Annotated in this window: 13 protein-coding genes; 6 read left to right on the top strand and 7 right to left on the bottom strand. The window is 62.6% G+C overall.

The features are described from left to right. Positions 1–90 precede the first annotated feature (90 nt). The 4 genes from HDF16_RS31225 to HDF16_RS09960 form a co-directional block, all read right to left on the bottom strand. A complete protein-coding gene (locus HDF16_RS31225) occupies positions 91–1,455 on the bottom strand; it encodes a cytochrome P460 family protein (protein ID WP_281383430.1) in 1,365 nt (454 codons plus the stop codon). Between the two features lie 43 nt (positions 1,456–1,498). Next, entirely contained in the window at positions 1,499–4,132 is a 2,634-nt protein-coding gene (locus tag HDF16_RS09970; protein WP_184215996.1) for a CPBP family glutamic-type intramembrane protease, read from the bottom strand. A gap of 20 nt (positions 4,133–4,152) precedes the next feature. Continuing rightward, positions 4,153–4,950 (bottom strand): ABC transporter ATP-binding protein, encoded by a 798-nt coding sequence (locus tag HDF16_RS09965; protein WP_184215994.1) that lies wholly within the window; start codon positions 4,948–4,950, stop codon positions 4,153–4,155. A gap of 137 nt (positions 4,951–5,087) precedes the next feature. Further along, complete coding sequence (locus HDF16_RS09960; protein WP_184215992.1) at positions 5,088–5,525, bottom strand: MerC domain-containing protein; 438 nt, start codon at positions 5,523–5,525, stop codon at positions 5,088–5,090. Positions 5,526–5,666: 141 nt separating this feature from the next. On the opposite strand from HDF16_RS09960, the gene HDF16_RS09955 reads away from it, so the two are divergent. Beyond that, positions 5,667–6,917, top strand: coding sequence for a serine hydrolase domain-containing protein (locus tag HDF16_RS09955; protein ID WP_184215990.1), 1,251 nt, complete (start codon positions 5,667–5,669; stop codon positions 6,915–6,917). A 9-nt stretch (positions 6,918–6,926) separates the two neighbouring features. Here the strand turns inward: HDF16_RS09955 and HDF16_RS30590 are convergent, their stop codons facing one another. Beyond that, positions 6,927–9,650, bottom strand: a complete 2,724-nt coding sequence (locus tag HDF16_RS30590; protein WP_348641285.1) for an endonuclease MutS2 — start codon at positions 9,648–9,650, stop codon at positions 6,927–6,929. Between the two features lie 443 nt (positions 9,651–10,093). On the opposite strand from HDF16_RS30590, the gene HDF16_RS09945 reads away from it, so the two are divergent. Beyond that, complete coding sequence (locus HDF16_RS09945) at positions 10,094–10,564, top strand: hypothetical protein (RefSeq protein ID WP_184215988.1); 471 nt, start codon at positions 10,094–10,096, stop codon at positions 10,562–10,564. Positions 10,565–10,656: 92 nt separating this feature from the next. Here the strand turns inward: HDF16_RS09945 and HDF16_RS09940 are convergent, their stop codons facing one another. Continuing rightward, positions 10,657–11,028 carry an ester cyclase gene (locus HDF16_RS09940; protein WP_184215986.1) on the bottom strand — a complete coding sequence of 124 codons (372 nt, stop codon included), beginning with the start codon at positions 11,026–11,028 and terminating at the stop codon, positions 10,657–10,659. A gap of 120 nt (positions 11,029–11,148) precedes the next feature. Between HDF16_RS09940 and HDF16_RS09935 the strand changes: the two genes are divergently transcribed. Beyond that, on the top strand, positions 11,149–12,405 hold the full coding sequence (locus HDF16_RS09935; protein ID WP_184215984.1) for a winged helix-turn-helix domain-containing protein: 1,257 nt from the start codon (positions 11,149–11,151) through the stop codon (positions 12,403–12,405). A 325-nt stretch (positions 12,406–12,730) separates the two neighbouring features. On the opposite strand, the gene HDF16_RS09930 is transcribed toward HDF16_RS09935, so the two are convergent. Then, positions 12,731–13,903, bottom strand: coding sequence for an MFS transporter (locus HDF16_RS09930; RefSeq protein ID WP_184215982.1), 1,173 nt, complete (start codon positions 13,901–13,903; stop codon positions 12,731–12,733). A 318-nt stretch (positions 13,904–14,221) separates the two neighbouring features. On the opposite strand from HDF16_RS09930, the gene HDF16_RS09925 reads away from it, so the two are divergent. The 3 genes from HDF16_RS09925 to HDF16_RS09915 all read left to right on the top strand — a co-directional run bounded on the left by HDF16_RS09925 (position 14,222) and on the right by HDF16_RS09915 (position 25,022). Then, on the top strand, positions 14,222–15,850 hold the full coding sequence (locus HDF16_RS09925; protein WP_184215980.1) for a sensor domain-containing diguanylate cyclase: 1,629 nt from the start codon (positions 14,222–14,224) through the stop codon (positions 15,848–15,850). 488 nt (positions 15,851–16,338) lie between these two features. Further along, the gene (locus HDF16_RS09920) at positions 16,339–21,393 is read left to right on the top strand and encodes a beta strand repeat-containing protein (RefSeq protein ID WP_221312629.1); all 5,055 of its coding nucleotides are present in this window, start codon (positions 16,339–16,341) and stop codon (positions 21,391–21,393) included. Next, positions 21,390–25,022 carry a beta strand repeat-containing protein gene (locus HDF16_RS09915; protein WP_184215976.1) on the top strand — a complete coding sequence of 1,211 codons (3,633 nt, stop codon included), beginning with the start codon at positions 21,390–21,392 and terminating at the stop codon, positions 25,020–25,022. The genes HDF16_RS09920 and HDF16_RS09915 overlap by 4 nt, the downstream gene beginning before the upstream one ends. The last annotated feature ends 56 nt before the right edge of the window (positions 25,023–25,078 follow it).

Raw genomic sequence — 25,078 nt, 5'->3', positions numbered from 1 at the left:
CACCCGATTTTTTTCTGCCGCACGAGACGATCAATGCGGTGGTCTCTCCACTCCCGTTGGTCGGTCGAGATGACGGTTTAACGGGGCGACTCACGGGAGGCTTGCGGGTGGTAAGCCCAGTATGGTGGCGATGCGTTGGGTGGTCTCGGGGTTATTGGGTTGGGCTTCGGTGAGCTGGGTGCCGGCGAAGTGACGGTAGGCGGTCTGGCCGGGGGCGGCGAGGGTGACGAACTCGACTGATTGGGGGGCGTCGGGGATGCGGGCGCCGAACCAGTGGGGGTCTTCGCGCTGGACCCAGGTGACCAGGGCTAGGACTGAGCCGGGTTGGTAGGTCGCAGCGGGGGGAGAGGCGGAGCGGGAGTTGATGGAGCGGGCGGCGGCTTCGTTGCCGAAGAGGGTCGCGGTGGTGTGGGTCCTGGGATCGACGTACATGGTGATGGGAGTCCAGCCTAGAGGTTGATAGGGGAGGCTGGCGGGCAGGGCGGCGGCGTGGTTGTTGACGGCTTCCTGACGATCGACCTTGGCTGTAGTGATGGGCAAGGTGTAGACGTAGTCGTCACCTTTGACGGGTAGATGGCAGGTGGTGCATTCGGTGACGAACTTGGCGTCTTTGCCGTAGGGCTTGAGGTCGAGGCCGCGCCAGCGTCCCCAGCCCCAGCCTTCGATGCTCTTATACTTTGCGGCGTCTTTGACCATGAGCTCAACCTGTATGAATTTACCGGGATGGATGAGGCCGTCGGCACCGAGCTGCTGTTGCCAGGCGATCTTGGCGAAGCGGGCGCCGTCGGGCCAGGGGGTGATAGCGCCGGACTGGGCGGCTTTGAAGGCGACGTCGTTGCCGAGGATGAAGCGGAAGGTGTTGTTGTCGCCGCGGTCGGTGGTGGCGATGACCTTCCAGTTTTCGAAGCTGGGATCGAAGGCCAGGCCGTTGAACTCGGGTGGGACTTCGGAGAGGGAGGTGGGAGCGGCGGACGTGGGAGCGGCGGACGTGGGAGTTGGTGCTGAAGGTGCGGCTGGCGGTGTGGGCAGAGTTCCCCAGGGCGCTAGATAGGCCTTGAGGGTGGCCAGGTCTTCGGGGGTGACTTTGGCGTCGGGGTGGAGCGCGGTGAACTGGGGGAGCGGCATGGCTCCCAGCTGGATCATGTTCACGGCTTCGAAGAGCGTGGCGCGCTGGGCGGCGGCGGGCTTGGTGCCGATGGTGGAGAAGTTGAGGTGCTCGCGGGCGGTGAGGATGTCGTGGCGGACGAGCCAGTAGCCGGGGACGATCTGGTCGAACCATGCGAGGCGGCGCTCATTGGAGTGGCAGGCGTAGCAGTCCTTTTCGAGGATGTGTTTGATCTCGGGGGGCGCTTGAATTTCGGCGGTCGCGGGTGCGGCGGGGATGGTGGGGCGGATTGTCTGCAGGGCTATGAAGAGGATGATGCCAATTGCCGCGAGCCTTGCGAGGAATTTCATTCGTTCTCCTGGGGGTAGTGTCGATTCTACTGGTGTCGACCGACTAGGAGAGGACGACGGCGTTGTAGACCATGTGGAGGAGGATTGCGGGAGCGAGGCGTCCGGTCTTCTTGAAGAGGAGGGCGTTGGCGACGCCGAGCAGACCGACGGGAAGCCAGGAGAGCGGGCCGTGGTAGATGGCGAAGAAGGCGGCGCTGCCGAGGACGGCGCGCCAGCCTCCCCACTCGCGGCCCCATTCACGATCAAGGGCGCGGAAGAGGAGACCGCGGAAGAGGTACTCCTCGGCGAATGGGGCGAAGAAGACGGCCATGACGAAGTAGGACTGCTTGAGGCCGAAGATCCTGGCCGCCTGCTCTTCGGACTTGCGGAGGATCTCGGCGGTGGCGGGGATGTGGTGGAGGATGGCAATGTAGCCGTGGGCGAAGAGGCCGAGGAGCAGGCCGCCGGCGACTCCGGCGAGCAGGGCCGGGACGAGAGCGGTGTTGGTGGAGAGGAGGGTGCGCCACCAGGATGGCGTGGGGGGTAATGTGGGTTTGGAGTTGCTCGACGGGGACTGGCTGGGTGGCCAGTTTATGACTTCATGGAGGGAGACGCTGCGGTTGCCAAGAAAAGAGATGGCTCCAAGGGTGACTGCGACGGAGCAGACGCAGTAGCCCATGGCCTGGGCGATGGCTATGTTGTCGCGACCGAAGATGCCGAGGAGGATGCCGGCGACGACAGCACCGCTCTCGACGAGGATGCTGATGGCGATCATGGCGTGCATGAGCGTTGGCGGCGGGGGCAGCTCTTCCGACCAGGGATCGTAGAGGAAGGGCAGGCGGGCGCGGAAGTTCTGCCAGATGGCGGCGGCGGTGATCCAGGAGTAGACGATTCCCATGACGGCGATGTGCCACTGCTGGGTGACGATGCCGATGGAGAAGGTGAGCATTCCCAGTTGCACTGCCCAGCGGCGTCCGCTGGGGATCTTTTGGACCTCGCCGGAGTCAGAGGTCACGGTGACGAGGGTGACTGATTTTTCCGCCATGCTGCGGCTGAAGAAGAACCACCCTATGCCGACGAGCGCGATCTTCCAGAAGGCCGATGGGAAGAGGAAGACCGCGTAACAGAGGATGAGAGCGACGAGGACGGAGGAGATGAGCGACCAGAGCCACGCCTTGGCCTTGAGCAGAGCTTCGAGGCCCTGGGGCCAGGACATGGCGATCCAGAGGGCGTTGCCTTCGGAGGTGAGGGACTTGGGGCCGAGCACCCAGAGGAAGTAGGTGCCGAAGAGGATGGCCGCTCCGGCGAGGTAGTTCCAGGACTCCTGAGCGTGGCTGACGAGGAAGCGGAGGTTGAAGGCCTGGAATCCGGCGAGGGTGACAGGGACGAGGATGGTCTGGACGATGGCGCTGCGGTCGCGGGTGAACCAGAGGAGTTCCTTGCGGTAAAGAGGCCTGGTGCCGGAGCGGAAGGCGGAGCTTCCGGCGGCTGAGGGGCGGGAGTCGGAGGCGAAGTTTCCGGCGAGGCCCTGCTGCGCTCCCCAGACGCTGAAGGCGACGGCGGCGGCGGTGGTGCCGGCGGCGAGGGCCCAGCAGACGAGGAGTCCTAGGGAGAACGAGTAGGTGCCGTGGGCGCTTCCTCCGAGGAACCAGCGGAGGTAGGGCCATGGGAGTGCGGTGAAGCGCAGGAGGAATGCCGGGGCGGCGGCGATGAGCTTCGGAAGGCCGGAGAGGCCGAAGAAGAAGATCATCATGGAGGTGAATCCGAACCATCCCATGAGGCCGATGACTGCTCCACGAGAGCGCGGTGAGACGCGGAGCATGACGGCTATCTCCACGGCTTTGCCTATGCAGGCGGTTGCGATGGCGATCGGGATGCCCATGAGGACGGTGGCGAGCGCGCCGAGGTCGGGGCCGTAGATGAAGCCGTAGGTGAAGCCGACGAAGAGGGGCGCTCCCCAGTAGATGGGGTTGGCGGCGAGGGGCGAGAGGATCTCGGCGAGGAAGATTGCGCCGGGAGGGACGGGGTGCGAGAAGAGCCACTCCCACATGGGGTGTCGGCGGCGCTGGAGGTCGACCTCGAGGCCCTCGCCCTGGAAGATGAGCATGACGGCCCAGAGCAGGAGCAGGAGGGAGCCGAGCATGGGGGCGAGGAGTTGCGGGGCCGTGGGGATGACTTCAGGGGCCGGTGGTGGAGGGGCGGTGTCCACGATGAAGGCCTGGAGGCCGCGATCGTGGAGGCCCTGGCGGAGTGTGCTCTCGATCTGATCCGGATCTCCGCCGGTGATCTCAGAGATCCGTTGGGATTCGGCGGAGTAGGCCTCTTGCGGGACTGCGTTCTCGGCGGGGGTGTAGAAGTTTGCCTTGTCATTCAGAGCGCGATTCGCGGCGTCCAGAAACGTCTGGCTGACGGCAATTCTGGCGTCGCGGTAGATTGGGGCGGGCGGCGGAGGAGCCGGAGGTTGAGATGCCTCGTGAACCAGGAAGGCAGCGAGGACGTTGAGGCCGACCATGATCAACACAGCGAAGAAGGCACCGAGGCTTCCCCAGTTGGTGGAGTTTCCGGAGCGCCGCTGCAGAAGCTCCTGCGCGCGACGACGCCGGCCGTTGGAGCGGGCGCGGGATGCGGCTAGGAGGATGCGGACGGTTCGCCAGAAGCTGGGCGGGGAAGTCGAATCGGGATTTGTGGCCGGGTTCATGACGGGATCTTATGTCCGGCTTATCTTTGGGGCGGACGGGCGGTGAGTTGGAGGAAGATCTCTTCGAGGCTGGCATCTCCGAAGCTGGCGCTGAGTTCCGTGATCGAGCCCTTGGCGACAACGGTGCCCTCGTTGACGATGACGGCGTGGGAGCAGAGGCGGGTGACGTGGTCCATGAGGTGCGTGGAGAAGAGGACGGTGGTCCCCTGTGCGGCGGTCTCGGAGATGAGGTCGTAGAAGAGGTGGGTGGATTCGACGTCGAGGCCGTTGGTGGGTTCGTCGAGGACGAGGAGGCGGGGCTGATGGAGCATGGCGAGGAGGAGGCCAAGCTTTTTTTTCATGCCGCGGGAGTAGTCCTCGGCATAGGCGTAGATGTCGTCGGCGAGACGGAGTCGGGCGATGATGGGGTCGAGTCGGGCGAGGGTCTCTTTGGGGTCGAGGCCGTGCATGGCGGCGCTGAGCGAGAGGATCTCGTGGCCGGAGAGGTAGGAGTAGAAGATGGGCTCGTCGGGAAGGAAGCCGATGAGGCGTTTGACGGCGACGCGGTCTTCGAAGGCGTCGAGGCCGGCGATCTGGATGCTGCCGCGGGTCGGCTTGAGGATGCCCATGAGCAGGCGGAAGAGCGTCGTTTTGCCGGCGCCGTTGGGGCCGAGGAGGCCGCAGATCTGGCCGGAGGGGACGGCGAAGGAGATGTCCTTGAGGGCGGTCTTGTCGCCGAAGGACTTCATGACGTGATCGACGGTGACGAGTTGGAGGGGTGGTGGCGCGGGTGAGGCGTCGAGATCCGGGCTGGGGATGGTGAGGGTATGGTCGCTCATTCGTTGCTCAGGGGCGGTCAGGTTCGTCGGGGTCCTCAACGGGGTATCGATGGTTTGCGTGATGTGAGGATACGACAGAATTTGACTGGGCCCGAGAGATGGCCTAAGAGATTGGCCGGAGAGATTGGATCAGGGGGCTAGGTGGCGCAGGCACAGTCCTTGCAGAAGGTGTGGTTGAGGCGGTGGGCGGAGATCATGAGGATGCTGCCGGCGAAGGTGACGGCGACCTCGGCCCAGTGGCTGGGGAGGCGATCGCCCGCGAAGGCCGCGAAGAAGATGCAGGCCAGGCCAGCGAACATCAGAGCGATGATGCGGCGTTTGCCGTGGGTGCGGAAGCCGCGGACGAGCGAGGCGGCTCCGATGAGTGCGATGAAGAGAGCGAGGTCGCGGTGGATGCGCTCTTCGGACGGAAGCAGGTGTGCGAAGACGGCGGAGATAGAGAGCAGGACAGGGGTGAAGAGGCAGTGGACGATGCAGGCGGCGGAGGTCCAGACGCCGATGCGGTCGTAGGGCAGGTTGGAGGCGGTTGCGGCGGGGACTGACGGGGCCTGGGTGCAGGAGTGCTGGCGGGACATAGCTTCAAGGGTAAAGGCGGGGTGGGGATGGGGCAAGGATGTGGGGGCTGAAGAGGAGGGATTTGCCGCTGTGAGGCCGGGATCGGGACTGGTCTAAGATGAAGCGGTGCGTAAGCACTCCGGGCCAGAAGAGCATCCGAGATGAGTTTGCTGGAGGTGTGCGTGGGTTCGAGGCGCGAGTTTCTCTCTTCGTGCGCGGGAGCGGTGGTGGGCGCCAGATATGAGGCTTCAGGAGTCGCCGACTTTTTGCAGACAACAGTCCTTCAGGGACCGATCAGCGTTGGCCTGCCGGCCTCACCACCCGCTGAAGTTACGCAGGCCAACCTCGCCGCGGCTGACTCTTTGATGACGAACTTTATGGTGCATGAAGGCGTTAGCGCGGGACAGCTGGCAATCTGCCGCGGAGGGAAGGTCCTGCTGAGTAATAACTATGCGACGAAGCCGCCCCGTGGATATGAACCAGTCACCCGGACGAGCCTGTTTCGCATCGCGAGTTTAAGCAAGATGTTTACGTGCGCAGGAATTACCGTGCTGCGATCGCGCGGCGATCTGGATATCGATGCGAAGGTGTTCCCGCTGCTCGGTATCGACACACCGGCGATTGCCAGGGACAAGCCCGATCCGCATATCAACGAGATCACGGTGAAGCATCTTGTCGACCATGCGGGCGGATGGAACGACCATGAGGGATGCGTCGCCAAGGATGGGACCCATGTTCCCGGGACCGGTTGGGACCCGATGTTCGCCGCGCGTCAGATGGCGCTGGAGATGAATCTGAACAGGCCTCCGTCACGGCAGGAGATTGCGCAGTATATGTACGGAAAGAAGTTACAATTTGCGCCGGGCACGCAGGATTTTCGCTCGACGGGTTCGAAGTCTTATTCGAATCTGGGATATATGCTGCTGGGACTTGTGATCGAGAAGGTGTCGGGGCAGGCCTATATGGACTTTATTCACAAAGAGCTGGAACCCGATTGCGACACCTCCAATGTCTACCTCTCGAAGCTGATGGATGCGGTCAAGGATCCACGCGAGGTCTGGTATGTCAGTCCGGGGTCCGCGCCGACGCAATTGAAGCCTCGTTCCTCCGACCTGCTTCCGTCGGCCTATGGAGGAGACTTCATTCCCGAGCTGCATGATGGTGCCGGGGGACTTATGACGAATGCGGAGACGCTGGCGCAGTTCAGCTTTCACTATGCGGTGTGGGGGTTGGGGAGGCGCGCTGCGGGCTATACCCGGAGCGGAAGTTTGCCGGGTACGAGCAGCTTTACTTACTCCCGCCCCAACGGAATCGATTGCGGATTTGTGCTGAATACGCGGGAGTTTAACGGCGGCCCGAAGCGGCTGGAGGAGTTTAGTAGCTCGCTCCAGGGGCTGCTGGACAAAGCTTGAGGGCTGGCCCTATTGGCGGAGTTCGACTACCGTGGCTCCCTGTCCGCCTTCGTTTTGTGCGGGCTCGGTGACAGTGGTTACGTGTGGATGCGAGCGCAGATACTCGCGTAAGGTCCGGCGGAGGACGCCCATGCCGGTGCCGTGGACGATGCGGATCCGGGGGAGGCCGGCGAGGAAGGCGCGGTCGAGGAAGCGTTCTACTTCGGTCTCGGCTTCGTCGGCGGTGCGGCCGATGACGTTGATCTCGGAGCTCATGTAGTCGGAGTCGCTGCTGGTGGCGGTGGAGATGGTGACGCCTCCACGCTTGCGGGCGGCTTGCAAGGGCGTGATGGCCTGGACGGTGACTACGTCGGTGATGTCGTCGCTGCTTGCGCGCATCTTCATGGGGCCGATGGAGACTTCGTAGTTCTTTGCGTCGATCACGCGTTCTACGCGGGCCTGACGGCCGAGAGATTTGAGGGTGACGAGGTCGCCGGGCTTGATGGCGCGTGGGGCTTGCTGGAGCGGGGACTTTGCGTTGGAGGCGCGGTCGGGATGCTTGTCGGCTCCGGTGTTGTGGGCGACGATGGTGCCTCTGAATTGGTCCGAAAATTCGCGCTTCGCGCGGGCGAGGCGGAGGTCGGCGTCGCGGGAGATCTTTTGTGCGAGGGCCTTGTCGTCGATGGCTTTGACGGTGTCCTTGATCTGGGTGGCGAAGTCCTGCATGAGGGTTTCGAGCTTCTGTTCGAGCTCGCGGATGCGGGCCTTTTGTTCGGCGCGGCCTTCGATGTCTAAACGGATTTTCTCTTTGCGGAGTTCTTCTTCCTTAGCGTGCAGGGACGCACGCTCGCTCTCTGCCTCGCGGAGTTGATCGTGGAGCTGGTCTAGGAAGGCACCGATGTCGGCGGTCTGGGTGGTCATCTGCTCGCGGGCGACCTGCATGATGGCTTCGCTCATGCCGAGGCGGGCGGCGATGTTAAGGCCGGCGGAGGCTCCGGGGACGCCGAGACGGAGCTGGTAGGTGGGCGAGAGGGTGGCCTGGTCGAAGCCGACAGCGGCGTTGAGGACACCGGCGTGGTTGGCGGCATAGACCTTGAGCGAGGTGAGGTGGGTGGTGATGCAGGTCCAGGAATTTGTCGCGAGGAAGTGAGAGGCCACGGCTACGGCGAGGGCTGCGCCTTCTTCGGGGTCGGTGGCGGACCCTAGTTCGTCTAGAAGGACGAGTGAGTTCGCGTCGGCGAGGCGGCTGATGCGGTCGAGGTTGACTACGTGGGCGGAGAAGCTGGAGAGATTGCGCTCGATGGACTGGGCGTCGCCGATGTCGGCGTAGATGGAGTGGAAGAGAGGTAGGATGGCTTCTTCGGCGGGGACGGGGATGCCGGCCTGGGCCATCAGGGCCAGGAGGCCGGTGGTTTTTAGGGTGACTGTTTTGCCGCCGGTGTTGGGGCCGCTGATGATGAGCTGGCGGGCTTCTGCGGGGAGGGCGATGGTGAGGGGGATGGGGGTGAGCGCGGCGGTGCCTTCTTCGCGGGCTGATGCGCGCATGCGGAGTTCGAGGAGCGGGTGACGGGCGTTGGTTAGGGAGATTTGGGGGTCGTTTGAGGAGAGCGGTTCGTGCTTCGCACGAATGCCCACCTTAGCGACGATAGAGCCGTCGCGAAGATGGGGCACCCGGGTTTCGTGGCTGGAAGCTTGGAGCGGTTGTGGAGATTGAGGCGGGGTGGCGGGTCCTTCGACTCCGTCCGTCGCAGGTGCGCGACGGACTTCGCTCAGGATGACGGCATTATTCACGTCCGTGCCAACAGTGAACTTGGGGCGGGTGCAGTTGAGGTCGTTGGCGAAGCGGGCTCGGGCTATGTGGGATTCGACTTCGGCGAGGATGGCGGTGCCCAGGTGGAGGGCTGTCGCGTTTTCGCCGAGGGCGCGGGTCATGGCGACGAGGATGCGGTGGATCTCGGATTGCTCCTCGTCGAGGAGGCGGACGAGTTCGTTGTTTTGCTCGATGGTTTCGAGGGGTTCGACGAAGACGGTCTGGCCGGAGGATGAGGCTCCGTGGATGACGCCGGGGACGCGGCGGCGGAACTCGGCTTTGACGGGGATGACGAAGCGGTCGCCGCGGATGGTGATGAGTTCGTCCTGCGCGGACCCCTCGCTTGCGAGGGAGCGTAAAGAGCGGCGGAGAGAGTCTTCAATGGCGCGGTGCTGGCGCTCCATGGCGCGGCGGATGCGGCGGAGTTCGGGGCTGGCGTCGTCGGAGAGGGAGCCGTCGGGTTCGATCTTTCCGCGTAAGGCGCGGAGGAGGTTGGCCAGGTCGTGATCGAGGAGCGGGGCGGTGAGGGCGGCGATGCTGGTCGCGCTGGCGAGGCCGTTGGCTCGGGTGGCTTCGGCGGAGGTGAAGAGATTGCGCCAGGCGGCTACGCGCTCGGCTACGTTGAGGAGGTTGAGGATCTCGAGGGATTCAAGGGCGGCGCCTTCGATGCGGGCCTTGTCGAGCTGGGTGGTGGGGTCGAAGAGGCCGTTGAAATCGAAGGTGCCGCCGGCGGCGAGCATGGCGCGGAGTTCGGAGGTGCGCTGGTGCTGGGTTTCAATCCACGATAAGTCCGAAGAGGGTTCCAGCCCTGTGACCCAGGCCCGGCCTAGCGGCGAGGTGGTGCGGGTGGCGATGTGCTTGCGGAGGCGCGGCCACTCGAGGGCGATGGCGCTGGTCTCTGTGAGCGGAGCAGGGATGACGGGGATGAGGGACGGCTGTGGCACAGGTCTATGGTAGCGGGTTCGAAGGGTAGGGTGGTGCGGCGTTTTACGTCCCACCCATGGCCAAAGGCGAGCCATGGATGGGGCACCCGGTTGTTGTGGTTATGTCGAACCCATCGCTAAAGTCAGGAGCGCGATGAATGGAGCGGTCTTCTATCGTAGTGGGTCGGTTCGTGGCGAGACCCACTCATCGCGATGAGACCGCGATGAATGGGACACAAGGGTCTTCGCCACCCGGCCGTCGTGGTTTATCGAAGTCCTTTGGGCGGGTGTGGATTGAACCCGGGAGTAAGATGGCGCGTATTGAAAGTCGGTGCTCGTGCTTCATGTTCCTGGATGGGCATGGTTTCGAGGGCGTGAGTTGGAGGTTTGCGATGGTTTGTCCGGCGTGTGGAACTCCTGCGGTTGAGGGCGTGAATTTTTGTGCGAGATGTGGGGCGGCAGTTGTGAGTGCGTCGCCATATGGTGTGCCTCCGCCTCCGGTTGCGGGGCACTACGGGATTCCTGATCCCCCGCGTGTGTGGCTGTTACGCAACCTGCAGCCTTTGGGTGTTCTGTGGTGCGTGTTTGGCGCGTATCGCGTGGTTTCGGGACTCTTCGGGCTGATCTTTGTCCGGTCGTTTGTGGGGAATGGATGGGGTCGGCACTTTGGCAATGACTGGATCGCGCCGCATGGGTTTTGGGGCGCGCTACTACCGGTGCTTGCATTCACGACGCTCGTCTACGCCGGACTTGCGGCGTTCACGGGATGGAGTCTGTTGAACCGGAAGCCGTGGGGGCGGACGCTGGCGATCATTGCCGGAGTGCTGGCCCTGTTCAAGTTTCCACTGGGGACGGCGCTGGGGATCTATACGCTTTGGGTGCTGGCTCCGCGGCAGGCAGGGATGGAATGGGAGAGGATCGCGGATCGAGGGTAGGAGCGTCGCGCGCCTGTGACGGGGATGGTTATGAGATCCCACCCATGGCCAAAGGCGAGCCATGGGTGGGGCACCCGCACTCAGGGGATCGCTCAAGCTTTGAGCTGGGCGAGGCCGCCCATCATGTCGACCTGCATCCAGAATTTGGCGATGCGGCCGTTGCTGACTTGGTAGAAAACCATGGCGCCGACTGAGACGTGCTTGCCGGTGGGCGGGATGCCGGCGAAGGTGCCGTGGTGGGCGGCTTCGAGGGTGGCGTTGATGGCGACGAGGTCGCCTTCGGAGACGATCTGGTGGATGACCAGCTCGTAGTTCGGGAAGCTGGCTTCGGTGTCCAGGATGTGCTGCTTGAGAGCGGGGTCGTCGACCCATTGGTCGATGAGGGCTGCGGTCTTGGGCTTGCCGCTGAAGGCTTTGAAGTAATCTTCGACGACCTGCTTGCTGGTGAGGGTGGCGGTGGACATGGCGTCTCCTGAGAGGTGAATTTCGGGTGCGGGAGAAGATTAGCGCTGGCGGGAGCAATTGAAGTCCACTAAAGTTGTGGGGAAATTCAAAGGGAAATCAAAGCCAGGGATCTTGAAGCTATGGACGAGAGCGTCTATCGGTTCGCTGAGTTTGCGTTGTCGCCGGGTGGGCGGCGGCTCTCGCTGGCTGGAGTGAGCGTTGCGCTGCCGCCGAAGACGTTCGATGCTCTGTGCCTGCTGGTGCGGAAGCGTGGCGAGCTTGTCGCGAAAGAAGAGTTTCTAAGGACGCTTTGGCCGGGCGTTTATGTGACCGAAGCGAACCTCACGAACATCGTTGTGGATCTGCGGAAGCTGCTCGGCAAAGAGGCGGTGCAGACGGTGGCGAAGTTTGGCTATCGGTTTACGCTGCCGGTTGCGGGTGAGGCGGGGATCGATCAGGCGGCGTATGAGAGCTTCGTGCGCGGGAAGGAGTTGATGGCGGAGCGGTCGCTGGAGTCGATACAGCGGGCGAGGGATCTGTTCATGATCTGCGTTGCGGCCGATCCGCAGTTTGCAAAGGGATGGGCGTGGCTGGGGCGGGCGAGCCGGGTGCTGGAGAAGTTCAAGGGCGACAGGCCGCTGACGCCGAATGTGGCGGTGGCCGCGTTTCAGCGGGCGTTTGCGATCGATCCTGACTCGGCTTGCGCGCATAACTTTTATACGCAGTTGCAGGTGGACACCGGCCAGGGGATGCAGGCGATGAACCGGCTGGCGGCGCGGATCAAGACGCGTGGAGAGGATGCGGAGACGCTGGCGGGGCTGGTGCAGGTGTTGCGTTGCTGCGGGATGCTGGAGGAGTCGGTGGCGGCGCATCGGAAGGCGAAGGCGCTTGATCCGACAGTGAAGACGAGCGTGGCGCACACGGTGTTTCTGCAGTGCGATTATGCGAGCGTCTTTGAGCACTATGTGGGGAAGCAATACTATCTCGACGTGGCGGCGTGGGTGGCGATGGGGCAGAGGGAGCGTGGATTGACGCTGCTGCGGGTAAGGATTGCGGAACAGCCGGAACTGGGGCCGTGGATGTCTGCGCTGATGGGGTCGCTGCTGGCAGTGCTGGAGGGTAGGCGCGAGGATGCCTTGAGGTTGGTGGAGCGGGCGAGGTCCGTTTACGAACCGGAGGGAGTGTTTTACTTTGCGCGGCATTGCGGGATGTTGAACGAGGCGGCTTCGGCGGTGGAGTTGATAGGCCGGGCGCGGAGGGAGGGATTCTGGAGTTCGGAGACGCTGGAGAGGGATTCGGCGTTTGACGGGGTGAGGAGTGGGGTGGAGTTTCAAGCGGAGATTGCGGAGGCTAAGGGGATGGAGGCTAGGGCGAGGGCGGAGTTTGAGATGGTGTAAGGGGGAGCGCCAGAATTGGGGAGACGGCTCTGTACATACTCGGGGGTCGAGTCATGTTGACCCTGGCCCGAATTCGGGTGGCTGAAAGCCGGCAGACGCGTTGGTCGACCGGACTTGCTCGGGGTCCTTCGACTACGACGCTTGCGATAAAGCTGCAAGCGCCTCTGCTCAGGGTGACGGCTGGAAACAGAGGCAAAGGCCAAATGCGGGGGGCTCTCCGCTGCGCCGTGCCATGAGACTGCACGGCTTCGGTCGAGATGACGGCCCCTGTTGCGTAAATGGTTCGTGCCTAGCGTTGCCAAGATGCTTGGTCGAGATGACGTTTCTATCGCTTGGGGGACGCTTCGCTAAGTCTTACTCGTGTGGCGTCGATGGCGAGGAGGGCCATGGCGATGGATGCCACCAGCGGAATTGTTAGTCCGATGGTGAGTGACCCGGTGCGATCGGAGACGATGCCGGTGAGCAGGGGCAGGGTGGAGGAGCCGATTCCTCCGGCGAGGAAGACGAGATTGCGGGCTTCTCCGCGATCGAGGACGAGGCCGAGGATCAGGGGATAGAGCGGGCCTACGCCGAGGCCGGCGAGGAGGGCTCCGGCGGCGACGGCTAGCTGGATGTGCGCAAAGGCGAGGAGCAGGGCGGTGCCGGCGATCATCAGGATGGGCGAGAGGCGGAGGGTGTGGCGCTGGAACTTCGCGGCGAAGCCGGGGATGGATTGGACGAGGCGGCTGAGGAGCAGGCCAAGCCAGAAGCAGGTGACGGTGCTGATGGTCGCGGCGAGAAGCATGCCTTCGCGGCGGGAGTAGGCTGCGAGCCACGCTCCGATGCCTGCCTCGAGGCCAGTGGCGAGGGGGACCATGGCGAGGAGCTTCCACGGGGCGTCGCGGATGCTCATCTGCTCCATAGGTAGTGTGGCGTCGGGTCTTTGCGGCTCGCTGGAAGGAAGGACGATGGTTGCGATGACGCCGCAGAGGAGGAACTCGGCGGCTGCTGCCCAGAGGACTGCGTTGAGGTTCCAGCGGGCTACGCCGTGGAGCAGCATGGCTGGGCCGGAGACCGCTCCTACGGCCCATATCAGGTTTAGGCGGGTCATCTCGGCTACGCGGATGTTGGGGCGACGGCGGGATTGGAAGAGGCTGATGGAGGTCATGGCGATGCCAAGGCCAACGCCGAAGAGGAGCATGGCGGCGAAGGCTCCGAGGCGGGATGCGGCTGAGAGCAGAGCGATGCCTGCAGCGGTGAGAACGGTGCCGCGCACGATGGACCAGGCGAGGCGGCCTCGGGAGAGCAGAGCTCCAGCGCTTGAGCCTACGAAGAAGCAGAAGAAGAGGAGGCCGGCCTGGGCGTCGTTGAGGGACCAGCGAAGGAGCAGGCTCGAGAGAAGCGTGCCGGGGATGACGATGGCCGCGCCGGTGGAGGCGAAGAGGAGATAGAGCAGCGAGGTTGCGGGGGCTTCGCGGAGATTGCCGGGTGAAGGCTCCGGTCGAGGGTCGAGTGCCAAGGTGAGTTCTCTTCGGAGCCGGATAGGAGCGATGCTCCTGATTGATGGGCTCGGGATCAGCGTACCATCGGGCTCGCCGAATTCCGGTGTCCGACGGCTCTATTCGTGATCCTTTTGCCCGTTCAAGTCATCCCGTCAATGGCTGCGTCTAGACCGTGTAAATTGTTTCCAAGACGGGGCGTGAGTCGTCAGGAGAATAGGATTTGGCGGGAATCCGTGAAGTTCTGAATGTGGGGCTGGACCTCGGTTAGGATGAAGCGTTATCGATCGAGAGCACGCGGCGCGCCTGTGTGGGACGGCCCGAAGTGCCAGGAGAGCATGTTCGAATCTGGGGACGAGTCTGGGAACAAGTCTGGGAAGAGGACGGGAGCATCGGTGGATGCCGATGCCAACCGCGATGACGTGACTTATCACGCTGAGCATCGGCCCGATAAGGGCGCCGAAGAGTCAATGGATGGGGGAGCGGCCTTTTCAATCAGCGGACTTGTGTCCGGCTTCATGAAGGACTCCTTCCAATTTCGCACTTCGTGGAGCCGGAGTTCGTGGGACCTGAGATCGCTGACGCGGCTCGGTGTCGTGCTGGTTGTGTTGACGGTGTGTTCGTGGCTTGGGATCGCGTTGTCGCGGCAGTCGGGTGGCGTGGCGACGATCTGGCTGAGTAACGGGATCTTGTTTGGGCTGGTGATCACGCAGCCGCGTAAGAGGTGGCTGGCTTATTTTGCCGTGGGGTTGATCGCGGATACTTCGGCCGATGTCTTCTGGGGCGATGGGTTCTGGCTGGCGCTGGGCGTGTCGGTGGCGAACTCGTTCGAGGTGATCACTTCGTGCGTGGTGCTGACGCGGATCTTCGGGCATCCCTTCAACCTGTCGCGGCGGCGGCCTTTGCTGGGATTTCTTGGGGTTTCCGTGGTGTGTGCCGCGGCGCTGACGAGCGCGATGGGCGCGACCTGGACGATGCTGTGGCAGGATGCGGGGCCGTGGCTGCAACTGTTCCGCACGTGGTACCTGGGCGACATGCTGGGGATGGCGTTGATGGCTCCGCTGACCTTCATGCTGCAGCGCGAGGACTTCTTTTCGATCCTGCATCCGGCGCGGCTGGCGAACACGCTGCTGCTGTTGCTGGTTCCGGCGGCGGCAACGCTGCTGGTGTTTTCGCACAATGGAGATCCGCTGATCTTCTTCCTGTTTCCGGCGTTGATGCTGATTGTCTTCAAGCTGGGTTTCCCGGGGACGGTGACAACGATCTTCGTGGTGGCGTTGCTGTCTATCGGGATGACGGTGAAGGGGCATGGGCCGCTGATGTTGATCACGGGTGAGCACGCGATGCTGCACCGCATCGTGGTGGACCAGATCTTCCTGGCGGTTGCGATCTTCACGCTGTTTCCGGTGGCGGCGCTGCTGGAAGAGCGGGCTGCGCTGCAGTTGTGCCTGGAGGCGAGCGAGGCGCGATATCGCAGCCTGGCTACGCTCGATGAGCTTACAGGGCTGGCGAACCGGAGGGCTTTCAATCAGCGGCTGAGCGAGGAGATGCAGAGCGAGCAGGAGATTGCCCTGCTGCTGATCGATGCGGACCTGTTCAAGAGGTACAACGACCACTACGGACACATGATGGGCGACGAGTGCCTGCAGGCGGTGGCGGAGGCGATCAGCGGAGCGGCGACGCTATCTGATGCGTTTGTCTCACGCTTTGGCGGGGAGGAGTTTGCGGTGATTCTGCCAGGGACCGGTCTGCAGCAAGGGCGGGCGATCGCAGAACAGATACGGACGGCGGTGGTCGAGATGCAGCTGCCGCATCCGTCGACGCAGATCGGATATCAGACGGTGAGCATCGGGGTTTCGGCATCCACTGCGGCGGGGCAGGGGAGAGCGGCGGACCTGATCGGGCAGGCGGATATGGCTCTTTACCGGGCCAAGGACCTGGGGCGGAACCGCGTTGTCGCGGGCTAGTTGAGAGGGAATTCGAGCGTCGCCGTTCGGCGACACATCCAGAAGGGCAGAGCGTCCGTTACTAATTTGTGTTTGACTTGCGGCGTGTTAGACCCTATCTTTTCTGCATTCGTAAGCGGGCCATTTTTTAAATAGCTTTGCAGTCGGGTCTTCGCGATGTATCGCGGTAGATCCGGTTCTCGTTGTGTCTTCTGGGCTATGTCTCCGTGTGTCCTTGGCCAGGAGATGCCGAAGAGCGAGATTTCAGCGAGCGTGTAACGATTTCGGGCGCCTGAGCACTAGACCCTGAAACGCAAAGAAAAGTTTCAGACCTAACGTTTCAGAACGCGCCGCATGGTCACGGCGATGCATCAGGCACGAAACCATCCAGAATTCTGATTGATGATCTCGATCGACGGCAGGCAATGCAAAAAAATAAGCGAATTCGGCAATCTTTTTCCCAAGTTTCAGGTCCCCAGTTTTCGGGCGCACCAACGCAACAGACTGCGTTGCGGAGTGCCGGGCACCTCTTATCGGGCTTAGATTTTCTTCGGCGGGGAGTTCTCCCCGCGCTGCTGATTCTGCTTTTTGCCGCCGTGAGCGCGAGCGCTCAATCGACTTTCAACATTACTTCGGCTACCTATGGAACGGGCGCGACAAGCACAGTTCCGGCCGGGGTAAACGGTGCGGTGCTAATGCTGGCGGGGACGCTTCCAGGTGCGCAGCAGATCAACGATTCGAATATCTTTGCCTGCTTTTATACGGGATACGGGCCGACGAGCCAGCTGACGTTGACCCCTCCGGGGAGTGGTACGCCGGAGATGCTGACCGTTCCAGCATCGGTGATCCAGTCGATTCCGCAGGGGAACTTTACGGCGACGAACGGCTATGCGGTGACCGCTTACGTTTATTTCAGTGCCCCGGACGCGACTTGCGATGGGACGTTCGATGCGAGTCTTACGAACGAGTTTCCAGTGAGCGTGGTGGCTCCGTCACTTGGTACTTACTCGGGACCGTTGGCGGTTCCGCAGACGAACTCCGCGACGAGCTTGCGCGCGGCTCCGCTGACGCTGGTGCTTCCGGCGAGTGGGGTCCTCCCGACTGCATCGACCGTAGGCGCGACCACGGTGGTCTTCGACAGCTTTGGCAGCATCACGCCTGTGATCTCCGGATCGGCGTTGGCGGTTCCGATCCCCGCTGCGTTTGCATCCTCTGCCGCGGGGACAACTGCGTCCCTGACCATCTGCAATACGTTCGGAACGAACCAGGTGTGCACTACTCCGACGCCGGCGATTACGCTGACGGTTACAGCGCTGGTGGCGAGTTCGGGCACGCTCACAGCGACTCCCACGCCGGTCTCGGTGGCGGGGCAGACGATTTTAACGGCACAGTTTTCGAAGGCTGCTGGCGCAGGTCAGGGTGCGAATCCTGGAGCACCATCAGGATTGGTGACGTTTACGGCCGACGGCGCGACGGTTCCCGCAGCGAGCTTGTTGCTGGACACGACGGCGACGTTTGTCTCGCAGCCGTCCACGGTGACCTCGCAGGTTGCGCCGGCTCCGACGTTTACGCCGGTGGCGGGAAGCTACCTGGGAGTACAGACGATCACGATCGCCGACAGCGACACGACGGCGGCGATCTACTACACGCAGGACGGAAGCACGCCGACGAACGGATCGACGCTTTACACGGCGCCGTTCAGCATCAGCATCTCGCAGACGATTAAGGCAATTGCGGCAGTTTCGGGATCGCTGAACAGCGCGGTCGCGTCCGTGGCCTATACGGTCACGGTGAGGCCGCCGACGCATCTTGCGTTCCAGGTGCAGCCGGTCAGTACGGGGCTGAACACGGCGATTACGCCGGCGGTGCAGGTGGCCCTGCTCGACTCGACCGGTGCAGTTGCTGCGGGCGCTACGAACGCGGTGACGATTGCCATTGGGACTAACCCAGGCAACGGGATTCTTTCGGGCACGAAGACGGTAAATGCCGTCAATGGTATTGCCACATTCTCTGATCTTTCGATCGCGCAGCTCGGCACGGGATATACGTTGAGCGCGACGAGCGGAAGCCTGACGGGGGCGATCAGCAGCCTGTTCAACATCACGCCGCCGCAGATCACGATGACGGTGCAGAGCACGACGCCGGCGGGACTTGTGGGCGTCGGAGCCACACTCAATGGCAGCTTCACGCTGGGCGCCCCGGCACCGACGGGCGGCGTAACCGTGAACCTGTCGAGCGGAACTCCGGCGAATGTGACGATCTCTCCGGCGACGGTCACGGTGGCTGCGGGTCAGACGACGGGCAGCTTCACTTACACCGGTGTGGCGGCTGGAAGTTCGACGCTATCCGCATCGGCGACGGGATACCAGACGGGAACGGTGGTGACGACGGCCACCATGGCGCAGGTCAGTCTCGGCTTGATCCCGAATGTAGCTCCGGGCCAGACGCAGAGCCTCGCGCTGAGCCTTGCGACGGCTGCTCCCGCAGGCGGAACGACGGTGACCTTTACCATCGCGAACACGAACATCGCCACGGTCACACAGAGCGTCTTTGTTCCGGCCGGTGCGTTTACGGCCTCCACTAACCCGCAGGTGGCGGGCGTGCTGATCGGAACGACGACGGTGACGGCGAATGCGCCAGGCTATGCTCCTGCGACGCGCCCAGTGAATGTCACCGTGACGGCGACGTTCAACCCGGGCACGACGAACCTCAACCTGATTACGTCGACGAACACGGTGCTTCAGATCTCGGCCCCGGCACCGGCAGGCGGCATCACGTTCAACCTGACCTCGAGCGATCCGACAAAGGCCACGGTTCCTGCGAGCGTGACCGTCATCCAGGGCGGCACGAATGTGAAGGTTCCGATTACCGGCGTGGCGGACGGGACGGTGACGATCACCGCGAGCTCGACTGGTATCACCAACGCGACGGGTACGGTCAACGTCAACAGCACGATCACGAGTCCCGACTTTACGACCGGGTATGACCTGCAGTACTACGAGTACTTCTCTCTGCCCGTCACGCCGTCGGTGCCGACGAACGTGACGTTCAAGGTGAGCGACCCGACGGTCGCCATCATCTCGACGACCCAGAGCGCGGTCGGCCAGCAGACCTTGGTCTCCTCCAACGTGACAACGGGTGGGATCGGCTACCTCTATATCCAGGGCAAGAAGGTGGGTACGACGACGCTGACCATCTCAGCGCCTGGATACACCACCGGGACCGAGACGATCACCGTCACTAAATCGGGATTCGCTTACTACTACACCAACGCGAACTTCACGACCACAACGTATGCCAATCCCACGACGGTGACGATCTATCCGTTCCTGCTGGATGCGAACCAGTCGATTACGGGCTATCCGTCGTACGCGATCAACCCTGGGACACCCGCCCTGAGCATTCCCATTACTAGCTCGGATACGACGATCGGGACGGTCACGAGTCCGGTCGTGTTCAACCCGCTGGATACGGGGAAGAGCTTCACCTTCACGCCGGTAGCCGCAGGCACGGCGAACCTGATAATTGGCGCTCAGCCGGCCGGGTTCACGGAGCCGATGCAGAACTCCGCTCCGCAGTACCAGACGGCGGTTGCAACGGTGAATACGCCGGTCATTGTCGCTCCATCCAATACGACGGGCGTTCACCTGCAGAACGGTATCTCGATCTCTCTGCCGGTCGCTCCGCCCACCGGTATTACTGTCACCGTGACGATGACTCCTTTGCCGGCAGGCATGCCTCTGGCGGCGACGATCTCGAAGAGCCAGACGGTGGCCGGCGCCACCACCCAGACGTTCACGAATGTGACCTCCGGCTTCGTGGGGACGCTTTACACGCAGGGCCAGAGCGCCGGGACAGCCACGATCACGGTATCCGCGCCGGGATATACCACGGGTACAAACACCATCACCGTGGCGCCGTCGGGATTCGCCTACTACTACGGCAACAGCAACATTAATACGACGAGCTTCTCGGCCACGAGTACGCTGACGGTCTATCCGTTCCTGCTGGATACGAGCAAGGCCATTAGTGGTTATCCTTCGTACACGATCAACCCAGGCGTGGGGCCGATCACCGTGCCGATCACGAACTCTGATAACACGATTGGGACGATCTCCGCGACCTCGCTCACCTTCAACACGAACGATAACTACCAGCAGTTCACCTTCCAGCCGGTGTCGGCGGGAACGGACAACATTACAGTTGGCAACGTAACGGGATTCACGACTCCGACGACCTACCAGCAGGCCACCGCGACGGTCACGGCACCGTCGATAAGCGTGAGCGGCGCGACGACCGGCGTGCATATGCAGAATTCAATTGGGATCTATCTGCCGGTTGCTCCGCCGAGCGCCAGGACGGTGACTGTGTCGGTGCCTACGGCGGGAGTGGTGACGCTTTCCAAGGACAACGTCACCGTCGGAACAACGACGGTTACGTTTACCAACGTGACCACTAGCTACGTGGGCCAGGTTTACATCCAGGGCCAGGGTGTCGGGACGGCGACGCTCACGGAGTCAGCTCCGGGATATGTGGCGGGAACCAGCACGTTGACGGTGCTGAATTCGGGACTCGGATTCTATCCTGGCAATGGCACCTTCACTACGACCACGTTCTCGTCACCGAACACGTTGACGGTCTACACGTTGCTTCTTGATGCGAATAATAATTTTGCCAACTATGGTCTTCCGCTTAGTCCCGGAGTGGGGCCAGTAACGGTCCCGCTCGCGGATTCGAATACCAGCGTCGGCACCATCTCCAGCAATGCGCTTGTCTTCAACACCAACGAGAGTGCTCACAATTTCACGTTCAAGCCGGTGTCGGCGGGGACGGCGAATATTACCATCCCAACGACTCCTGCCGGCTTTACCGCGCCAAAGGCAACGTCCACAGCCGGGGTTGCGACGGTGACGGCACCGGCGATCTCGGTCAGCGATTCGCTTACGGGTATAAACCTTGAGACGACCCTGGGTATCTACCTGCCACAGACTCCGCCTAACCCGATCACGGTAACGGTGAAGAGCAATGGCCCACTGATCGCGGTCCTTTCGAATGGCGCGACAGTTGTCGGCACGGGTACGCTGACCTTCACCAATGTCACCTCGACGAGCGTAGGCACGATCTACGTGCAGGGGCTGACCGAGGGCTCGACGACTCTGAAGGTAAGCGCGCCGGGCTATACGGATGGCGACGCGAACATCAGGGTCGACCAGTCTGGATTCTCGTTCTACTACGGCAACGGTTCCTCGTTCACGACCAGTGTCGGGTCTAATCCGACCCAGCTCACGGTCTACCCAGTGGCCCTGGTCCACGGCACTTTGACTCCGGACACGTACAACAGTCTGTACGTCAGCCCTCAGGCGGGGACGGTGAATGTGCCGATCACAAGTTCGGCTCCTGCGGTTGGAACGGTGGCCAGCCCGCTGGTCTTCGCGCCTGGAGCGAGCTCCGAGAATCTCACCTTTACTCCGGTAGCAACGGGAACATCCACGCTCAATATAGGGACGCCGACGGGCTTCAGCGTTCCAACTGACTACACGACTTCCACGGCGACGGTGCAATGATGACTACCCTCCGTCGCCACTACCCAACGCTGACCAAGGTTACCGATCCCATGAAGACGCTTATCCCTAATCCCGACAGCACGACCTCCTTCTCGATGAAGTCCGCGAAGGTGCGCCTGACGGAACCGGGAAGGCTGCGGGCCCTTCTTCTATGTGTCGGGCTGGCTGTGTCGATGAGCGCGAGTCTTGCGATGGCGCAGACGGCCCCACCGACGCCGCAAACGGTGATCGTGGGGGACTTCAATGGGGACGGGATTCCGGATGCGCTGGTCGAGTCTACCGTGACGCCTACGGCTACGATCGCCTTCGGGTCTGTACCCTATGGAACGTTTGCGAGTGGCGCCAAGGCAGTCACCTTTCCGTCTGCGTGCGTTTCGTTCAACAGTGATTCGCTGGTGGTTGGAGATTTCAATGGCGACGGGATCGCCGACATCGCGTACTTCTGTAATGGCACGTCGGGCGTCAAGCTGGGCAACGGCGACGGTACCTTCGCTACGGCGAAGTCGCTCGCGGGAGCGATCTCTGCGAATGTGGTTGCCGGAGACTTCAACAAGGACGGCAAGCTCGACCTGGTTGTACTTGGCCTCACGTTTGGTCCGAATACGACCACGCTGGGGACGCTGCAGTTCTTCGCCGGTAACGGCGACGGCACCTTCCAGACCAACAAGAATACGGTGCTCGACCAGTTCAACTACACGGCACCCACTGTCGCCGATCTTAAAGGCGATGGGTATCCCGATATCGTTCTGCTCAGCGTGCCGGATGGCGGAGCTCCGTCGGTGAATGTCTTTGGGAACAACCCGGACGGAACGTTCGGCGCGATCACGGGTGGCGTGGCAACGCCGAACACGCTGGCCAACGTGTCGACTGGCGCCTCCACGATTCTCGTGGGAAATTTCTTTGGGCCGCTGACGGTGGATCTCGCGGTTGTCTCGACCGGGGTCAATGGAGTCTTCTCAGTCCTGCAGAACACCAGCACCGCGACTGCTTACTCGTTCAACGATCCGGTGACCATTCCTTACGCGAACCTGACGGGCGCGCAGGCGGGCAAGTTTACGGGCAGTGGATTCACGGATGTCGTCGCCTCGAACGGCGCGAGCATCTCGGTACTGACGAATGACGGCAAGGGCAATCTAGCAGCGAGCTACGCTGCGCTGAGCCTGGCTTCGACATCGTCGAACTTTGCAGTGGCCGACGCGAATGGCGATGGCTATGCGGACGTCTACACGGCGGCGCTTCCGCAGACCGGGGCGTTGAAGCTCGGCGTTGCTTTGACTTCAGGAACTGCGACGGCGACGTCCCAGCCTATCTCGCTTGCGGCCGGAACGCGTGCGATCGGGGCGACGTGGGCTGGCAATGTGAACTTCACGGGAAGCAGCGCCACGGGCAGCCAGATTGTGATCGGCGCTTCTTCGGTGACGACGCTGGCGAGCAGCAAGAATCCTTCGCTGCTAACAGGCTCGGTGACGTTCACGGTGCATGTGGGAGCGGGGCCGAACTCGGGTGTGACGCAGACGCCTACGGGGACGGTGGTGCTGAAAGACGGCACGGCTACGCTGGCATCGGGCTCAGTGGATGGAACGGGCACCTACACCTACACGACGACAGCGCTGACGCAGGCGACGCATGTGATTACAGCGAACTATGCGGGTGATGGAACCTTTGCCGCATCGACTGCAACGTTGTCCCAGGTGGTGAACCACGCTGCGGTGGTTTCTCTGACGTGGGCGACGCCGGCGGCGATCGTCTACGGCACGGCGCTTTCGGGAGCGCAGTTGAACGCTACGGCGGTTGACGCGACCGGGGCGGCGATACCAGGTGTGTTCGTCTATACGCCGGCAGCTGGAACGGTTCTCGGTGCGGGTACGCAGACGCTGAGTGTAACGTTCACGCCGACTGACCTGCTGAGCTTTACGGTGGCGACGAAGACGCTGTCGCTGGTGGTATCGAAGGCGAACCCGGTGATTACGTGGGCTACGCCGGCGAATATCGCTTACGGCACGGCGCTGGGCGCAACGCAGTTGAACGCGATAGCGACGGGAGCGTCGGGGGCGGCGATACCGGGTGTGTTCGTTTACACGCCGGCGGCTGGAACGGTTCTCGGTGCGGGTACGCAGACGCTGAGTGTAACGTTCACGCCGACTGATCTGCTGAGCTTTACGGTGGCGACGAAGACGGTGTCGCTGGTGGTATCTAAGGCGAACCCAGTAATTACTTGGGCTACGCCCGCGAGTGTCTCTTACGGCACAGCGCTGAGCGCAACGCAGTTGAACGCGACCGCGACGGGAGTGTCGGGGGCGGCGATACCGGGTGTGTTCGTTTACACGCCGGCGGCTGGAACGGTTCTCGGTGCGGGTACGCAGACGCTGAGTGTAACGTTCACGCCGACTGATCTGCTGAGCTTTACGGTGGCGACGAAGACGGTGTCGCTGGTGGTGTCGAAGGCGAACCCGGTGATTACGTGGGCTACGCCCGCGAGTGTCGCGTACGGCACGGCGCTGAGCGCAACGCAGTTGAACGCGACCGCGACTGGAGTGACGGGGGCCGCGCTTCCGGGTGTGTTTACTTACACGCCGGCAGCGGGAACGGTGCCTGCGCCGGGAACACGGACGCTCTCGGTGAGCTTCACGGCGACGAATGCGGTTGACTACAACGTCGGGACGGCCACAGTAAACCTAGTGGTGACGGGATTGACGGTCTCATCGTTCTCACCGACGACGGTGACGCTGGGATCGGGAGCCACGACGGTGACCATTACCGGCGCGGGATTTGTGAGCAACTCCGTCGTCCAGGTGAATGGGACGGCAATCCCGACGACGCTGGTCAATCCCACGACGCTGACTGCCGTCATTCCGGCCTCCGATCTGCTGACGGTGGGGACGCTGCAGATCACGGTCTTGGATCCGACGGTCTCATCGACGAGTACAGCAGTGACGCTCACGGTGACCGCGCCCCCTGTGACGGTGGTGCTAACCGCTCCGCCGACGGTGACGCCGGGAACGCAGCCGACGATTGACTTCACCATCACGCAGCCTTATCCGGTGGACATCACGGCGACGCTGACGCTGGGCTTTGCCGCTTCGACTACACCGGCGGTGGATGATCCAAGCATCCAGTTTGACGGTGGCGGCAGGACACTGACCTTCGTGGTCCCGGCCAACACGGTGACGGTGCCGACGATTACGCTGCAGGCGGGAACGGTGGCTGGAACGATTACGGTTCCGATCACCCTGACCGCGGGAGGAACCAACGTAACACCGGCGGATCTGGGGCCGGCGGTGATTGTGGTGCCGCCGTCGATTCCGACGATCAGCAGTGTGACGGCTACGCGATCGGGCAGTCAGTTGACGGTGGTGATGCATGGCTTCTCGAACACGCGCGAGATGGTGAACGCGAAGTTCCACTTCACGCCGGCTGCTGGAGCGACTCTGGACACGACGGATCTGACGATTACGGCCGACACGATCTTCAACACGAACTGGTTCCAGACGACGCCGTCCGATCAGTACGGTTCGACGTTCACCTACACGCAGATCTTCAATACGAGCAATGACGCGACGACGATCGGATCGGTGGATGTGACGTTGACCAATACGGTTGGGCCATCGGACAAGAAGACGACGCAGTAGGTTTGGGGATCACGCAAACTTTATAGGCCCCGCCGGATGACATTCGGCGGGGCCTA

It is taken from the genome of Granulicella aggregans, from assembly GCF_014203275.1.
Taxonomy (GTDB): domain Bacteria; phylum Acidobacteriota; class Terriglobia; order Terriglobales; family Acidobacteriaceae; genus Edaphobacter.
The sequence above is the reverse complement of the archived record's forward strand: the minus strand, read 5'-3'. Positions and strand labels throughout refer to the sequence as shown.